Source organism: Stanieria cyanosphaera PCC 7437, assembly GCF_000317575.1.
GTDB classification, from domain to species: Bacteria; Cyanobacteriota; Cyanobacteriia; order Cyanobacteriales; family Xenococcaceae; genus Stanieria; species Stanieria cyanosphaera.
This window is the reverse complement of record NC_019748.1, coordinates 523,564-540,344: the sequence shown is the minus strand read 5'-3', so window position 1 is coordinate 540,344 and position 16,781 is coordinate 523,564. Positions and strand designations below refer to the sequence as shown.

Genomic DNA, 16,781 nt, shown 5'->3' with positions numbered 1-16,781 from the left:
TTTATCAGTGTTCATCGGTGGACAAACAATTAACTATCAACAAAAAACTAAAATTTTAACTATATTTCCATTAATGTGAAAAATACTTTAATATTAAGCAATAGCTTTTTCATTTTGTCCAGTCGGTAAAAATACCGCAGGAGCAAGATTAAAAAATTGAGCTAACTCTTGAATATGACGTACAGTTAACGGTCTTTTTCCATTTAAAATATCGGAGACAATAGACTCAGTTTTAAAAATAGGTACAAGACTTTTTGACGTAGTTCTCTTTCTTTAATTAAAACTTTTAATAAATTTATACCATAAAGATCGGGAATGGGTTCTTGAGCTTGTTCGTATTCAAAAACTAATGCTCCCAAAACATTAAGATAGTCTGATTCCTCTGGGCTTAATTCCTGGCAATCAAGTAAACGATCTATTTGAGTTTGAGTAGCTTTTAACTCTTCATCACTGGTAATACTACAAGGGGAAAATTGTTGAAGTAATTGAATGTATTTATCAGTCATAAAATTAGCTAATAATTACTTTAAATTTAATTTTGATATCAAATAATTTTTGGAGTTAATCTTGTAAAAATTGATTGTTTTTCGCTAATTTTACTTACAATAAAACTAGAAGAGAATTTAGCTAACAAAATAAAAAAAACGAATTTACTTATAATAATTATCCTATTAATAGGTTATTAATCACTAATACCAATCATCTTGTTTCCAATCTTCCTTGCTGTATTCGGCATGGGTTAAAACCTTGCTAATAAATACTTTATTATGCTTGAAATTAATTATGAAACTACAAAGAACTACTTGCTTATTAATTATTTTTGCAGCTATTCTTGGTAGCTGGGTTTATTTTTATGAAATTAGAGGGGAACAACAAAAAACTATTTCAGCAACAAACCAACAGCAAATTTTTAATTTAACTGAAGCCCAAATTAATAAAATTATTATTCAAAAATCAAACCAAACTTTAGAATTTGAACGTACAGGAAAAAATGAACAACCTTGGCAGATGAAACAACCTCAAAATGTTCCTGCTAATGATGCTACTATAGCTTTTTTATTAGATTTAATTACCAACGGAAAAAGCGATCGCATTTTTACTGTGCCTCAATCTGATTTGAGTCAATATGGTTTAGATAATCCCATTGCTCATATAATGATTGAATCAAACAATCAAACAACTCAAGAAATTTTTTTAGGACAACCTAGTCTCAATGAAGAATTGATTTATGCTTATACCCCTGTTTCAGGAACAAAAACCGGTCTGAATGTACTTTTAGTCTCCAGAAATTGGCAATATGCAGTTGATAGAGAATTGTCTGAATGGCAACAAAACCCTACAAACTAATAACAATTTATCTGCTATGGATTTTTCTTGCCCAAACTTGAATTGGTTCAGAGAATCTGTAATGAAAACCTCGTAGTTCATTAGAACTCATACCTGATTGACGCGCTTCATTAAATAGCTCTTCAAGCGATCGCATTGCTTGGGCTGCATCAGTTGAGGATCGAGGAGTATTCGCAAGTAAACCTTCTAATTCTTCCCTAATTTGCTCAATTGATTGTAAATTTAACCAACCATCGCCATTTGACTGGGAAGATTGCTTCTTACTTTTTAATAATTCGCAAGCAACGGGAGGGGCATTAGTACTTTGAAATTTATTATTTGGGAAAAGACTTTTATTTCTGTAATCTGGTAATTGACTTTGAGGAGAAACGTAAGTATGAGTTTCTGGATCGTAAGCTAAAACTTCTCCAGTCTCAATATGGTAAATCCAACCGTAGATTTGTAGTTTACCTTGATGCAATTTAGCTTGGACAACTGGATAGGTTTTGAGATTATTGATCTGAATCAGAACATTTTCTGCTACCATAATCTCCATTAACTCTTCGCCCTGATAATTGGAATAGTTTTCTTTCACCAGACGACGAGTAGACTCTGCGTGTTTTAACCAGTCATAGACTAAAGGCATCTCAGCCTGTAGTTCATTAAGTTTCAGCAATCCTTTCATTGCACCACAGTGAGAATGTCCACACACTACTATTTGTTCAATCCCCAGTGCATGGATAGCATATTCAATCGTACCTCCTTCACCTCCGTTAGCTGCACCATAGGGAGGAATAATATTACCTGCATTTCTAATCACAAACAGTTCCCCTACATCTGTTTGAGTAATGAGGTTTGGATCTATTCGTGAATCGGAACAAGTAATAAACAGGACTCTAGGTTTTTGACCATGAGAAAGTTGTGCTAAAAGTTGTTGGTGGGTGGGTACATAAGTATGACGAAACTTATCAAGACCGCTAATTAACTTTTTCACTGTGGTTTATTTTCCTTGAGATCGAGGAGTGTAGAGTTATGTTTTCTATTATCCCGTAAAGATGTATTAAATAGCTAGTACCACTGTGTATTTAGAAAATTAACGAAGGTTTCCATTCAATTAGTTTCTCTACAAAAGATAGAGTCAGAAGAGATTTAGTAGCGGTATATCCCAATAGTTGTCTAGTTTCCATTCAATTAGTTTCTCTACAAAAGATAGAGTTAGATAAGTCAAAAGGCAAAATGCAAAATGCAAATATCTAGTTTCCATTCAATTAGTTTCTCTACAAAAGATAGAGTAAATAGAGTGTATGAGGCTACTACTAATAAAAGGCAGTTTCCATTCAATTAGTTTCTCTACAAAAGATAGAGTTACAGTACACATACTACGGATTATCGACAGTGCTAGTTTCCATTCAATTAGTTTCTCTACAAAAGATAGAGATGTCGATAAACTATTCCGCATTGCAGATTTAAACACAGTGTTTCCATTCAATTAGTTTCTCTACAAAAGATAGAGTTTGATAATTGCTGCTTCAGCTATATTTAAGTGTTTGGCGGTTTCCATTCAATTAGTTTCTCTACAAAAGATAGAGAAAGTGGCTTGTAAGGATATACCTGGATACGGAGACTATCAGGTTTCCATTCAATTAGTTTCTCTACAAAAGATAGAGGTAGAAAAAAACTTTGACTCGGAACAAATTTATAAAGACTATTGTTTCCATTCAATTAGTTTCTCTACAAAAGATAGAGATCTACTGGATGAATATTATCTCAGTCTGGGAATGGTTCGGGTTTCCATTCAATTAGTTTCTCTACAAAAGATAGAGATGACGACAATTAATCTCAGAATATTTAAACAAAAAAGTTTCCATTCAATTAGTTTCTCTACAAAAGATAGAGTTCTTTTTCTAAAAGTTGTAAGTTGTAATCATTTTCGTTTCCATTCAATTAGTTTCTCTACAAAAGATAGAGTTCTAGACCCAGTTCACTTTGGGGGATTAGGCAGGTATTTCAGTTTCCATTCAATTAGTTTCTCTACAAAAGATAGAGATGACGACAATTAATCTCAGAATATTTAAACAAAAAAGTTTCCATTCAATTAGTTTCTCTACAAAAGATAGAGGAAAATAACCCCATAACACAACAGGAGCATGAAATTTGGTGTTTCCATTCAATTAGTTTCTCTACAAAAGATAGAGAGAGAGAATTGCCGAGATTGCCAAGCAATTAGACCCAAAGTTTCCATTCAATTAGTTTCTCTACAAAAGATAGAGGTTCCAAAACCATCCCAGGCATTAATTCTCGTGTCGGGACAATGTTTCCATTCAATTAGTTTCTCTACAAAAGATAGAGATTTTGGTAATACGGCACCCCTTTATCAAGGGGTTTCTTTGTTTCCATTCAATTAGTTTCTCTACAAAAGATAGAGAACATCGACTCCGCTCGACTTTATCCATTGTGAGAGAAAAGTGAGGTCGAACAACGATACAGTATTTTTGAGTGTATCGTTAGGCTCGAAGCATGAGTTTTAATTTACCCGTTGAAATTATTAGTATTCTTTTACCTTTTGCTGGTCTGTTTTCTAAAAAGGTTTGGAACTACGTTCAAATCATGTTAATTGGTGCGATTTTAGCCACAGGAAAAAGAACTGTAACTTCAATATTAGAAGTGATGGGATTGTCTGCTGAGTCTAACTTCCAGAATTATCATCGGGTATTAAATCGTGCAGTTTGGTCAAACCTTCAAGCAAGCAAAATACTACTAACAACCTTAGTCATGACATTTATTCCTTGTGGCATAGTTGTCTGTGGAATAGACGATACGATAGAACGTCGAAAAGGCAAGAAAATAAAAGCTAAAGGTATTTATCGCGACCCAGTCAGGTCAAGTCATAGTCACTTTGTTAAGGTTAGTGGTTTACGTTGGTTGTCAATGATGTTGCTTGTGGAAATCCCTTGGGCAAAAAAGGTTTGGGGATTACCGTTTTTTACAACACTAGCTCCGTCTGAGCGTTATCATCAGCAATTACAACATCGACACAAAAAACTAACTGATTGGGCAAGACAGATGATTTTTCAAGTTAGACGATGGCTTTGGAATCGAGAACTGGTAGTAGTGGCAGATAGTAGTTTTACCTGTCTAGAATTACTTTCCTCAGTGAGCCAAACTACTTCTACTTCAATGATTACCCGTTTACGCTTGGATGCTGCTCTTTATGAACCTGCTCCATCAAGACCTACAGGTACTATGGGTCGTCCTCGTCTTAAAGGAACAAGATTGCCTAACTTGGAACAAATTCTCATTGATGCTGATACACAATGGTCAAAAATTACACTATCTAATTGGTATGGAGAAGCAAATCGCCCAGTTGAAATGTCAACTGGGGTAGCTGTCTGGTATCATACTGGACTACCTGTTGTGCCAATTCGCTGGGTTTTAGTCCGCGACCCTTTAGATAAATTTAGACCACAAGCTCTGTTGTGTACCAATCAAAGATATCAATCTCAACAGATTCTTGAATGGTTTTCGCGTCGTTGGCAAATAGAAGTAACTTTTGAAGAAGCTAGAAGACACTTGGGTATGGAAACTCAACGTCAGTGGTCAGATTTAGCAATTGCACGCACCACCCCTCTTATTTTAGGACTTTTTTCTCTAGTTACTCTTTTGGCTCATCGTTTACAAGCCAATTTTACTTGGACTACTAGACAAAAAAGTTGGTATGTTAAATCTCTACCTACTTTTTCTGATGCCTTAGCTTTAGTACGCCGATTTCTGTGGGCTAGCACTTTTTCGATATCATCTAAACCTACTGACATCATAAAAGTCCCTCGTTCTTTATTCAATCGTTTGAGAGATCTGGCTATTTATGCTGCTTGATTGGATAAAGTCGAGCTCCGAAGATATTCAAAAAATCCACGACGAGTTTCCATTCAATTAGTTTCTCTACAAAAGATAGAGAATCCAAAGAAGGCGATCGCTTTCCCAAGAGATTTTAAAAGGTTTCCATTCAATTAGTTTCTCTACAAAAGATAGAGGCGTCAGACTTATCGAAAGACCTCAGAAAAATTTTAGGTTTCCATTCAATTAGTTTCTCTACAAAAGATAGAGTTGGCGAAGAATACCCTTGGAAAAAAACACAAGAATGTGTTGCTTGGTTTCCATTCAATTAGTTTCTCTACAAAAGATAGAGGTAAGTCCCTCCCGTCCTGATGTCGTTCTCGGCTCTTTGTTTCCATTCAATTAGTTTCTCTACAAAAGATAGAGGTTATAGCGATCCTGGCGTAATTGGAAACTTAACCGTTGTTTCCATTCAATTAGTTTCTCTACAAAAGATAGAGAACTTGAATGGCAATGGGAAGCTGGGGTTTTACTCCGGTTTCCATTCAATTAGTTTCTCTACAAAAGATAGAGAATGGCTGAAATGGGCAGAAACGTTAATTATTTTGTCACCAAGGTTTCCATTCAATTAGTTTCTCTACAAAAGATAGAGTCCCTTCATTAAAACCCAGATACAGTCTGATGTCCAGAGTATGTTTGCGAATGATAGACTTTCAAAGAGTCCGAAACAGTAAAAAAGAACAAAAGAAAAAGCTACAAGCTAGTCATAGTAATAGTTCGAGGCTCATTACCAAAGAATAAAGGTTTCAGACATTTTTGTTATCGTTCGCAATCAATTTAATTACACAATAATCGAACCAGGAGGCGAAGTAACTGGTGTTCCTACTCCCCAGGTTTCAACTTTATCAAGAGTATGGCGCGTTAGAGGATAAATTCTAATACTATCTTCTTGCAACTCGATCCTTTTTTTAAGACGAGAACAAAGTTGATGATATTGTTCTTTTCGCAAAACACATTCAAAAACACTATATTGCACTCGTGTACCGTATCCTTCTAGCAAATCAGCAACTTTTTTTCTTCTTTTATCACAAGGAATATCATAAACAATTACATAAAGTAACAAGGTTTTTTTGAAGGGATGAAGAATTAAATCTAGGATATTAAGTTTTTTAAATAAAAACAAGTCAAAGAAGATATTGTTAATCGTCTGGATAAATTAGCTAAAACCTTTGTCTAGATTAAAGTTCAAGCTATCCAAAGATATTTACTTCAGTATTATTACTTGCTCGACTATTTAAAATGACTCAGTTAGAGTTGAAAAGCAATTTGATGCAGAGCAACATAAGTTCATGACAGAACTTTACTGGCAAGCTAAAATCTGGGGTTTACTTCACGACCCAGGTTTGAAAGCTTTATCTCATACACAAGATTTAGGTAGAGAAGGACAATGGTACATTCTACAATGTATGGCAGGATGGAAATCCCCAAAACTTAAATGCGAATATGAATCTTTAAATCCGATCAAAGCCGAATCTCTTAACAGCACGTGGTTAAAACATATTGGGCTATGCGATTTGATTGCTTCAGCAAGTGATAGAAGTACTATAGGAAGACTCGATCCTAAATACAGTGCCATTAGCTATCAAAACAACGGATTACAAATTCACCATTTACTATCTGGTAAAGCCCAACAAATACAAATACCTCAATGGCATCAAAGATTACAACAAAGTAGACGTAAAGAATTTTTAGAGCAGAAAGAACTAGAAGTTTTAAACCTAATTTAAGGATTGTCAAGATCCGCGTCAAGTACATTGGTGGCTGTGGCGTTGTTATCCCGACTTATTATCTAAAGAAGCTTTAGAAGTATACTTACTTCCTGCCGAAACCCGTTTTCCCGATGCTTCCCTGTGGAGTCATACCAGTATTACTTCGGCTCTGGCTGGCGGATTAGCAGGATATTATCGCCACAAAGAAGAATATCCTCGTAAAAACCAAACTTTTATTCGTTCTCGTCCTCATTTAATAGTATTTACTTTTTCTCCCGTACAAGAATTAGTCAAAGCTAGCCGAAAGATGCGAGATTTTTGGGCTGGTTCGTGGTTGCTGCATTATTTATCAGCCAAAGTTTCTTGGGAATTGGCTAAAAAATACGGCGCAGATACACTTTTATATCCTTGTTTGTATCAACAACCTTTAATCGATCATTGGTTATTAGAAGAATATCCCGAATTTAGTCAGTGGCTTGAAAAACCTACAGCACAACAGTTATTAACTGCTGGTTTTCCCAATGTCATTGTCATGATTCTCCCAGACAATGGTAAACAAGGAGATGAAATTAAAGATAATCCTATATATGCAGCGACTCAATATGCCAAACAGGTTTTAGAAAAAGAGTGGGAAAAATTAGGAACTAAATCATTAAAGTTTCTACAAAATATGAATCCAACCTGGAAAGAAATTAACCCCCATACTTGGGAAGGTTGGCTAGAATCTCAATGGCAAACCTATTGGACAGCTTTACCCATAGGTAATTTAGAGACAGAATTAACTCAATCGCCACGCCAACAGGACGAATATCAGCAGTGGTGCGATAAACAAAATGATTTTACCAATTTAAAAGAGCGATTAGCTTTATTTGAAACTAACGAGGCAGAATTTCTTAAAGCCGTATTCAATTTATTAGAAAAAACAGAAACTGATTCTAAATCTTACTCCAGGCAACCCAATCTTAATGTCGGTTCTTGGTGGGGTAATATATTTGATCGCCTTCGGTATAATCTAACCGCAGTCAAAAATGCCCGTACTTGGTCAATGCCAACTGCTTTTGGTACTCGTTCTACTATTTCTGGAATTGGTTCGGTTGTGCATAACCATCAATCTGACTGGGCAACCGAAGGAGAAACTAAAAACTTTTGGAAACATGAAAAAAACCTTGGTTTATTCGATGGCATTGAAGAATTAAACGCTACTGAAGTTGTTAAGCGAGTTTTACACAGAATACTTCCAGAAATCTTAGGTATTTCCGATTTATCCCTCACCTATCCCGACCTCAGTTCTGGGGTTGCTGGTTGGTTAAAACAGGCAGAAATTACTGGAGATGAAGAAGTAATTAAATATTATCAAACTGCTTGTCAAGAAATTTGCGATCGCTTTGATTGGGTAAAAAAAATAACTGAAGATAAAAACAAAAATGCTTGGGGTATTCCCTGGATTAATCGATATCATCGTAATTTACCTAACCCTCGCTTAATCAATTCTGGTTGGTTAATAGAAGACTTTCCTTCTCAGGATACTAATGAGAAAAAAGCAGAACTGACTAAACTCAGAGATACCATTACTAAACATTTTCCTCCTGGTAAAAACCCTACCGACTGGTACGTAATTGCTGCTGGTGATGGCGATAGTATGAGTGAGTGGTTAAAAGGAACAAAATTAAAAGAATATCGAGAATATATTCCCCAAGAATTACAAGACAAAATTAATAACTTTCCCGATGAAATAAAACAACCAGTCAAAGAATTTCTCAAAGTTGACAAAAGAATGGGACCGGCTACCCACAGTGCCTTGAGTCGTTCCTTACTCGATTTCGCCAATCAATTAGTACCCTATCTTACTCAATCTCGCTATGCTGGCAGACTGATTTATTGCGGTGGCGATGATATTTTAGCCTATACAAATCTTTGGGAATGGGATAGTTGGCTGTGGGATATTCGTCAATGTTTTAAAGGACAAGAAGACCCAGGTAATGAGTTTGTTAGTCAAGGAGATTATTGGCAATATAAAAATGATGAATTAGGAATAATGAACGCGGAATTAAAAAACAATTCATCATTCAGCACTCATCCTTCATCATTACTAAATCGTCCTTTATTTACTTTAGGATCGGAAGCAACTATTAGTTTTGGTATTGTTATCGCCCATCATTCCGTACCTCTAGCTATTGCTTTAGAAAATCTTTGGGAGGCTGAAGAAGAAGCAAAAGAACATTACTATATTCCTAATGATAAAAAAACACAAAAAGATGCGGTTCAAGTTCGAGCTATTTATGGCAACGGTAATATTTTAAAAGCTACCGCTAAATTTAATGTTTTTAACTGTTGGCGTGAGTTAGTAGAATTTGCTCAAAAACATCAAGAATTAGACTGGGCAATTTTTGAACAAGCTGCTGAAATTTGGTCACAACATCCCTCACCCCAGCAAGCAATTGAACAATGGACGAAAGCATTTTGTGAACGAAGAAATATATTTAAAAATAATTTAGATTCTCGCGATCTTTTTGCTATAAAGCTAAGCGATTTACTAAGTAAGTTATTTACTTATAATCCGAGCGATAAACACCGAGATTTAGAAATAAAAAATTGGCTCAAATTAGCAGCATTTACTTTGAGAAATAGAAAAGTAGGGAACAGGAAATAGGCACTAGTAAAAATCAATTATTGAATAAGCAAAATGTCAGTAATTGAAAACTAAAAATATTTCAAGATTAAAAATTTGGCAAACCATCTCTGAAAATATCAAAAAAATCTTATTACCTATTACTTATTACTTTATGCTCTGGTACACTCTCACGCCGTTAGACATATTATTATTCCGCGATGCTAAACCTTTTACTCCAGGAGAAAGAGCCTGGGCTGGAAGTGTCTTTCCTCCTAACGGACACGCGATCGCAGGAGCAATTAGAGGATTATTAAATAATGACCAAAAAATAACTCTAAAAGGTGTTTTTCTTTGTTATCAACAGAAACTTTATTTGCCTCGCCCCCTTAATTATGTTGGTAAAAATTTGCTCCATCCCTTAACTTGGTTGGATAAAGACTCACCCTATCGACAAATGATTTGGAATCGTTTTTCTCCTGCCCCTTTGTTAAAAAAAGCTCCAGATGAAGAGGAGGAAAAAGAAAATAACATTGCACGAAAACCACGAAACTATTTACCTTATTCTGTAATTACTAAACTATTAGATAACAAAGAATTAAAATCCGAAGATTGGTTATGTCAAGAGAGAGAAAAGCCTCAACCGTGGTCAGTAGAAACTCGTTCTCATAACTGTTTGGATTCGGGTACTCGTCAGGTAAAAGATGCCGATGGTTACTTTGTCGAAAATGCCATTCGTCTGCATTCAGGTTGGAGTTTAGCTATTGGTATAGATAAAAAAATACCTAATACCCCTACCTCTATGAGACTGGGAGGAGAAGGGCATCGGGTATTAGTCGAAGAATGTCCCGAATTAAGCGAACAATGGGAAAAATTACAACAGCAATCCCAACGCAACTATGAAGCAGGAGGTAAATCTTTAGCTTATTTAATTACTCCTGGAGTGTTTGAACGCATCCATAAAGACCAAAAAGCAGTTTGCCAACCCTATCCTTGGGAGTGGAAACTAGCCCATACAGTTAATTCCAATCAAAAAGAAGGCAACTTAGTTAGTGTAGCAACCGCCCAACCTTTACCGATTAGTGGAAGAGTTAGAGATGAGGACAAGAATAATGATGAATTAGGAATTATGAATGCGGAATCAAAAAATTCATCATTCAGCACTCATCCTTCATCCTTAAAAAGTATTCCTGCACCTCAAGTATTTGCTGCCCCGGCTGGTAGTGTTTATTACCTAAATCGACCAGATATTCTGTTTCAAGATACAGATGAAGCACCAAATAAAGTTAAACGCTGGCGATCGCTAGGTTATTCCGAATTATTATGGATTTCTTATTTAAATAACTAAAACAACCATTATGACCATTAATTACACATATCTTTATTTACTTTCTCCCCTACATACAGGCGGAACTACTCAAGAAGGTAATTTGTTAGGAATTGCCCGTGAATCTCATACCAATTTTCCTTATATTCCTTCTAGCAGCATTCGTGGCAGATTAAGAGCTAGTGTAGAAGACAAAGACCAAAAATTTAAACTCTTTGGTACGGATTTAGAAAATACTAGCCAATTAGAACAGGGAAATATTTGGATTGGCGATGGTGCTTTACTTTGGCTTCCCGTACCTTCCTTGAGTCATGGAGTAGTTTGGGTTAGTTGCCCGATGTTATTAAAACGGTGGGCTAGGTTTACAGGTAAATTGGATCGGATTCCAGTTGAATATAGTTGTAACTTTCTCAATGGAAACTCGGCTGTTTATCTCAAAGATGCCATTCTCAAAGCAGACGAATTAAAGCAATGGCAAAACTGGCAAGATTTTATTCCCCAGACTTCTCAATCTAACACGATTGAAAGAGCGATAGTACTTCCCGACAAACATTGTGCCACCTTAATTCAAATGAGTCTGTGGCGACAGGTCAAAATTAAACTCGACGAAAACAAAACTGTTGATGGTGGTTTTCGCTACGAAGAAGCCATTCCTCCTGACACTTTAATGTATTTTACCTGGGGAACTACCTCGGCTGCTAATGGTACAGCATCTCAAATACATCAAGAATTCACTCAGTTACTAGCCAAACAAGAAATCTTACAAATTGGCGGACAAGAAAGCTTAGGAAGAGGCTTTGTTCAACAGTGGCTAGCTTCAGCAAACTAATTGATATTCATAATCGATCGCTTATCATTCATCATTTATTTAAAGTCTATGCAAACCTTCGACCCCCGAACTCTCAGCACTCCCGTATACGAAGCTTTACAAGAGTTGCGTAACCATAATAGTAACGATAATTCTCGTCTTAAAGCACAAAAAAGCCAAGCAGTCGAACTTTACACTTATCTTGCTACTTGGGGCATGATGCGATTAAAAGCAGAGGAACAAATTTTAAACCAGAATGATAAGCCGACAGAAAAACAAGATATGACCAAAAAAGGTAGAGAAGATGTGGTCAAAAAATACTTTGAATGTCTGCAACTTCTTTCTTCAGTTAAAGATTTAGCTAGTAATAAAGGTTTAGATTCCCTCAAGCAACTTAAAGCCGATGATTATCTGGGTTTGACTGGACTGGGATTAAACCTGGCACAAGAATTTAGTTTTTGGGCAAACGCCATTTATAGCGATGTCAAAGGCGATGCTTAAAACAAATCTATCTTGTAAGGGCGATTCGCGAATCGCCCCTACGATTACTCATCATTTATTATTTACGATCCAAAATGTCTCCTCAACCTCTTCAACGTCCTCAAAGACCAAATAAACCAGTACCTAAATCGCAAGTTAGTAACAAACCACAATCTTTCAATGATAATGGTGGAGGAAATAACGGCGGTCATGGAAATAGAAGAAATAATAATGAAGGAAATAACGAACCTCCTTCACCTTGGCTAAACTCCGATAATGAACCCCAACCAAACTCTACAGCTAGTTTTGTCGAATACTTGCGTTGGATGCGCGAACCAGAAAGAGAATATAAAGACGCGACTAAGATACAGATATTACAAATAGCACAAGAAAATGCCAATTATTGCGATCGCCTGAAGCAATTAAATCAACGTACCGAATTAATTGCAGGGAAAGAAAATACCTTTATAGTCAAATGCCCCTGGCGTATTCGTGTTGGCGGACATCGCGGACCCGAAAGTATTTTATTACCCGCTTTTGATGCTTTGGGAATGCCTTATATTCCAGCCAGTACCCTTCGCGGTGTAGCTAGAACTCAGGCAATTAGAGAAATAGTTGCCACCGAAAACATTAAATGGTCGGCAGCAGAACAACAAGTAGCCCCTTACTTTGGTTCTATTGAAACAAATAAAGCAGAAGATTGTGCGGGTAAAATAGTTTTTCTCGATGCCTATCCTTTACCCAGTAAAACTGGTGGTTTGAGTATGGATATGGCAAATAATATTTGGAAATGGGATGAAAACAAACAACCTCAATACGGGTCTAACCCCAATGTCTTTTTATCTCTGCAAAAGTCTGATTTCTTGATTGGTTTACGTTTATCTAGTAATTGTCAGGATAAGGAAATTTTAAACAAAGTAAAACATTGGTTAATTTCAGGTTTACAAGCTGGTATTGGGTCGCAAATTAATACTGGTTATGGACGGTTAGTTATAGGAGATAAAACTAAATCTAGTTATGAATTCTTTCACGTTAAGTTTGCTTTGGAAGGACAATTAATTCACGGTAATCAAGAATTTAATAATGTCAAACAACCATTTCAAACAAATAAAGATGGTAGTTTCAAAACAGACAAAAATGGCAAACTAAAATCTGCTACTATTGCTATTCCCGAAGTGCGTCCAACTGCTTTTAAATCAATGCTGCGCTATTGGTTTCGGGCTTTTGCTCTAGGAGTTTTTCCTGCCGAACAAGTGGTAAATTGGGAAGGTAAAATTTTTGGTGCGATTAATCCCAAACAGCAGTTAGGTTGGGTAAGAATAAATATTATTAATGGCAAATTAATTCAACCAGAACCAAAAAAAGATAACGAGCGACGTGGCAAACAACAAGGTATTCTGACTTTATCCCATTCTATAGCCACACCTCAAGATAAAACTCAAGCAATTTCATCGCTGTTAAAAAATCTAACCTGGATGATGTTTAACCTTGGCGGTATCGGACAAGGTGCGAGAAGACCCTGTTATTCTCGGCAAAATCGAGAATATGCACCTTGGTTTCGTGGTTCTACTTTTTCTGTTGATGCAGATTTAAAAAACCCTAAATCTTTTTGGTATGAACCAGAAACTGTTAGAGAATTTCAACAGTTATTTCAGAATAAACTAAAAAAATTCTACGAGGCATTGGGTCAAATAACTCAGATCGATATCAATTATCGTTCTCCTAAAACAGTTGGTTCGGTTAGCCGTCAACAATGGCAGGAAGCGATCGATAATAACTGTCGTATTGTAGTCTGTTCTGGTGACGAAGATTTTAATAAACCTTATGCTTTGGCAAGACTTCATTCTCCAAATTTAAAATACAACAACAATTACGATGGCAATCTATGCGGAAAGGTAGCAAGTGGTGTTAAACCTTCCCCCGTCTGGATTGCTGATTTAGGTGATTACCAAGTCGTCACGGTGTTTGGGGCTACTCAAGACCCGAGAAAAAGGTATTTAGACGAATTACGCACTCATCCTTCAAAAGAAAATTACGCGCAAATTTTTCCCTTTCAATAGTTCAACTTATGCCTCCTAAATCTATTCTTGTGGCTACTATCGGTACTCGGGATCTCGCTTTTCGCGTCTCGAACGGCGAATGGCACAATCTTGGCAACGATCGCTCTCCCGATGGCGATACTATCAGCGAACAGGCTTTAGTTCAGAAAGAATTAAAGCTGGAGAAATGTGACTTTCGCTTACTGACAGAATATTTTGTTGAATCTTGGGAAGACTATAAAGATTGTTTACAGCCTATTATTTTGGGTAAATTGTTAGCAGATAAGCATCAAAATTTAGGAAAAATTTATCTCGTAGCCACTAACCAACCTGATAATATTGCTGCTGAATTTAGGAGTAAGGATACTCTTTATGCTGCTCGAATAATTAAATTGTGGATTGAACAACATCATCCAGTTTCTATTGAGATTATTGAACAAGGTATCAACGGTGAAAATCCGGCGGACTTTGAACAGATGTTCCGTTGGTGGAAAAATACCTGGAGGGAGATTGGCAGAACGCTCCCAGAAGAAACTAAAGTAATTCTTTGCCTCAAAGGAGGAATCGGTCAATCCGCAGAAGCTTCACGAGTGACTGCTCTAAGTAGATTTGGAGAAGATACCTACTTTTATGATTTTATTCAAGATACGAAGCTAAACAGGCGAGGCGAACCTTCTCAATATACTCAACCATTTCAAGGAACTAATTATTTATGGGAGCGCAAACAAAAAGAATCTTTAGCTCTTTTAAACAGATGCGATTATGCTGGAGTTTGGCGAATTTTGCTGCCTTACTGGCGTAACTCTCAAGATGACAAAATCTTGAAGATTCGAGATTTGCTTGATGCTGCTATTGGTTGGAATAGGGCAGATTTTCAGGGATTTGCTCAAGGAATCGATACACTGGAGCAGTCAAGACTTCAATCGTGGTGGCAAAAAGCCTATGAATCAGCTTATCTCGGCGTTATTCGCTTTAAACAGGGAAATACCATTGAAGCTTTCTTTCATAGTTTTCGAGCTGTAGAAGGACTGATTACGGAATGGGTGATTGAGCAATATCGTCCTCATATTACTTATATCAGGCAACAATCTGGTATTGTATCTCCTGCTTTAACAAGAACTGTCTGTCAAGATTCTCAATTTCCTGAATTAAGAAATTTTCAGTGGATTTTTGAACCAAGAAATGAAATTTATCTTTATGGCACAAAATTAGATAATATCCTCACAGCCAAGTTTCCAAAAATTAACACAAATCCTGATTGGCAATACTTTTTTAGGCATACTAGAGAGTGGCGTAATTTAATTTTTCATCGCTTACTTAAATTGGAAAAAGAAGAAGTTTTTCAAGCTTGGAAAACAAACACTCAACGAGAATGGGAAGAACGAGTTTTAAGCTTTCTCAATTTTATATCCCAACAACATTTTTCTTCCCTAACTGAAGCAAGTTTAATGTCACAGATTCATAAACTTTTAGAACAAGCGATAATTTCTTACGAACCGCAAAATAATAGATTTTAAACATTCTCAGTTAATTTTTTGCTAAATTTCTAATTGATTATCGAATCAAATAAGGACGATAAAGCTGAGTAGGTTGATAGACAAACTGTTTAAACAACTTGACTTGTTGGGTTAACAAATCCCATCTGGGTTGTTTTTCTTCAGCATCAGTTTGCAACTTCTCTTCCATCCGTTGTACAAAAGCTTTTAAATATTTCTTGCGTCCAGAATCATTAAGATAACAACCGCCTTGATGATAAGTAAAATCTTCTTCTACATTCATCACCCTCCGATTGACCAGATAAAGAACCAAAGAATCGACTATTGGGGCGCGAAACTCTTCAATTAAATCGGAAGCTAAAGCTGCATGACGTTCCGTACCTTGATGCAAACAAGCTTGATAGGGGTCTAATCCCTGGAGTTCGATTAAAGCCAGTAAATGATTCCAAAGTACCTGATAGCCAAAACTAAAAAGGGCATTAACGGGATTCCCTGGTGGGCGACGACAACGGGCGACAAAGACAAAATCTCGATTAGTAATTACCTCGCCCAAGGCAGAGAAATAACTAGCAGCCCCCGCACCTTCATAGCCTAGTAGTTGTTCTGTATTATTTGCGTTCTTAGCTTTAGTAACTAGGTAATCCAAACTCGCGATCGCCTGCGATAATCTAATTAAATCTCTTTTACGCTGCTGTCGCTGTAACAAAACACGACTATTTTTTAGTTTGCTGATGACAATTTCTCTAGCCACTGCTAATCTTTCACCATGAGATAGTTGCTGTTGATAGCGAGTTAGCTGACGATATCCTTTTTCTAAAGGTAAAAGACGACCGTAACAATAACCCATTCTCGAAAGATAAACGATGGGAATATTTTGCCAAATACAAGCCCGAATTGCTTGAGTAGTAATTTGAGATTTACCAAAGATCAAGATTTGTTCGACTAGAGGAATTTGTACCTCAGTTAAAATTTGTCGTTGACGTTCGACAATTAAGGTTTCTTTTTTGAGGGAAAGGTAACAACCTTGCTGAGAAATATAGAGAGTTTTCATTTAAAAATAAATATAAATAGTAATGAAGAAAATAATGATGAAT

At 36.3% G+C, this 16,781-nt stretch carries 12 protein-coding genes, 1 pseudogene and 2 CRISPR repeat arrays; of the genes and pseudogenes, 9 read left to right on the top strand and 4 right to left on the bottom strand.

Translation table 11 applies throughout. The features are described from left to right. Positions 1 to 93: 93 nt before the first annotated feature. A pseudogene (locus STA7437_RS02285) lies at positions 94 to 506 on the bottom strand (helix-turn-helix domain-containing protein). Between the two features lie 277 nt (positions 507 to 783). Between STA7437_RS02285 and STA7437_RS02280 the strand changes: the two are divergent. Next, positions 784 to 1,347, top strand: coding sequence for a DUF4340 domain-containing protein (locus STA7437_RS02280; RefSeq protein WP_015191748.1), 564 nt, complete (start codon positions 784 to 786; stop codon positions 1,345 to 1,347). Positions 1,348 to 1,354: 7 nt separating this feature from the next. On the opposite strand, the gene STA7437_RS02275 is transcribed toward STA7437_RS02280, so the two are convergent. Beyond that, the gene (locus STA7437_RS02275) at positions 1,355 to 2,320 is read right to left on the bottom strand and encodes a carbonic anhydrase (RefSeq protein WP_015191747.1); all 966 of its coding nucleotides are present in this window, start codon (positions 2,318 to 2,320) and stop codon (positions 1,355 to 1,357) included. 108 nt (positions 2,321 to 2,428) lie between these two features. After that, positions 2,429 to 3,751: a CRISPR direct-repeat array (repeat unit 36 nt; unit sequence GTTTCCATTCAATTAGTTTCTCTACAAAAGATAGAG). Positions 3,752 to 3,843: 92 nt separating this feature from the next. On the opposite strand from STA7437_RS02275, the gene STA7437_RS02270 reads away from it, so the two are divergent. After that, the gene (locus tag STA7437_RS02270; protein ID WP_015191746.1) at positions 3,844 to 5,199 is read left to right on the top strand and encodes an IS701 family transposase; all 1,356 of its coding nucleotides are present in this window, start codon (positions 3,844 to 3,846) and stop codon (positions 5,197 to 5,199) included. 45 nt (positions 5,200 to 5,244) lie between these two features. Then, positions 5,245 to 5,812: direct repeats of the CRISPR family, unit length 36 nt; unit sequence GTTTCCATTCAATTAGTTTCTCTACAAAAGATAGAG. A gap of 189 nt (positions 5,813 to 6,001) precedes the next feature. On the opposite strand, the gene cas2 is transcribed toward STA7437_RS02270, so the two are convergent. Beyond that, on the bottom strand, positions 6,002 to 6,283 hold the full coding sequence (gene cas2 / locus STA7437_RS02265) for a CRISPR-associated endonuclease Cas2 (protein WP_041619691.1): 282 nt from the start codon (positions 6,281 to 6,283) through the stop codon (positions 6,002 to 6,004). A 226-nt stretch (positions 6,284 to 6,509) separates the two neighbouring features. On the opposite strand from cas2, the gene STA7437_RS26780 reads away from it, so the two are divergent. The 7 genes from STA7437_RS26780 (at position 6,510) to STA7437_RS24605 (ending at position 15,708) form a co-directional block, all read left to right on the top strand. Beyond that, positions 6,510 to 6,947 carry a hypothetical protein gene (locus tag STA7437_RS26780; RefSeq protein ID WP_216087081.1) on the top strand — a complete coding sequence of 146 codons (438 nt, stop codon included), beginning with the start codon at positions 6,510 to 6,512 and terminating at the stop codon, positions 6,945 to 6,947. Positions 6,948 to 7,236: 289 nt separating this feature from the next. Beyond that, positions 7,237 to 9,579 carry a type III-B CRISPR-associated protein Cas10/Cmr2 gene (cas10, locus tag STA7437_RS02260; protein WP_245562068.1) on the top strand — a complete coding sequence of 781 codons (2,343 nt, stop codon included), beginning with the start codon at positions 7,237 to 7,239 and terminating at the stop codon, positions 9,577 to 9,579. A gap of 133 nt (positions 9,580 to 9,712) precedes the next feature. Further along, positions 9,713 to 10,885: a type III-B CRISPR module-associated Cmr3 family protein gene (locus STA7437_RS02255; protein WP_015191744.1), complete on the top strand. Its 1,173-nt coding sequence runs from the start codon at positions 9,713 to 9,715 to the stop codon at positions 10,883 to 10,885. Positions 10,886 to 10,895: 10 nt separating this feature from the next. Then, positions 10,896 to 11,693 (top strand): type III-B CRISPR module RAMP protein Cmr4, encoded by a 798-nt coding sequence (gene cmr4 / locus STA7437_RS02250; RefSeq protein WP_015191743.1) that lies wholly within the window; start codon positions 10,896 to 10,898, stop codon positions 11,691 to 11,693. 48 nt (positions 11,694 to 11,741) lie between these two features. Then, complete coding sequence (locus STA7437_RS02245; RefSeq protein WP_015191742.1) at positions 11,742 to 12,173, top strand: hypothetical protein; 432 nt, start codon at positions 11,742 to 11,744, stop codon at positions 12,171 to 12,173. A gap of 74 nt (positions 12,174 to 12,247) precedes the next feature. Continuing rightward, positions 12,248 to 14,212: an RAMP superfamily CRISPR-associated protein gene (locus STA7437_RS02240; RefSeq protein ID WP_015191741.1), complete on the top strand. Its 1,965-nt coding sequence runs from the start codon at positions 12,248 to 12,250 to the stop codon at positions 14,210 to 14,212. A gap of 8 nt (positions 14,213 to 14,220) precedes the next feature. Next, on the top strand, positions 14,221 to 15,708 hold the full coding sequence (locus STA7437_RS24605) for a hypothetical protein (protein ID WP_015191740.1): 1,488 nt from the start codon (positions 14,221 to 14,223) through the stop codon (positions 15,706 to 15,708). A 37-nt stretch (positions 15,709 to 15,745) separates the two neighbouring features. Here STA7437_RS24605 and cas1 read toward each other — a convergent pair whose 3' ends face one another. Continuing rightward, a complete protein-coding gene (cas1, locus tag STA7437_RS02225; RefSeq protein ID WP_015191739.1) occupies positions 15,746 to 16,738 on the bottom strand; it encodes a CRISPR-associated endonuclease Cas1 in 993 nt (330 codons plus the stop codon). Between the last annotated feature and the right edge of the window lie 43 nt (positions 16,739 to 16,781).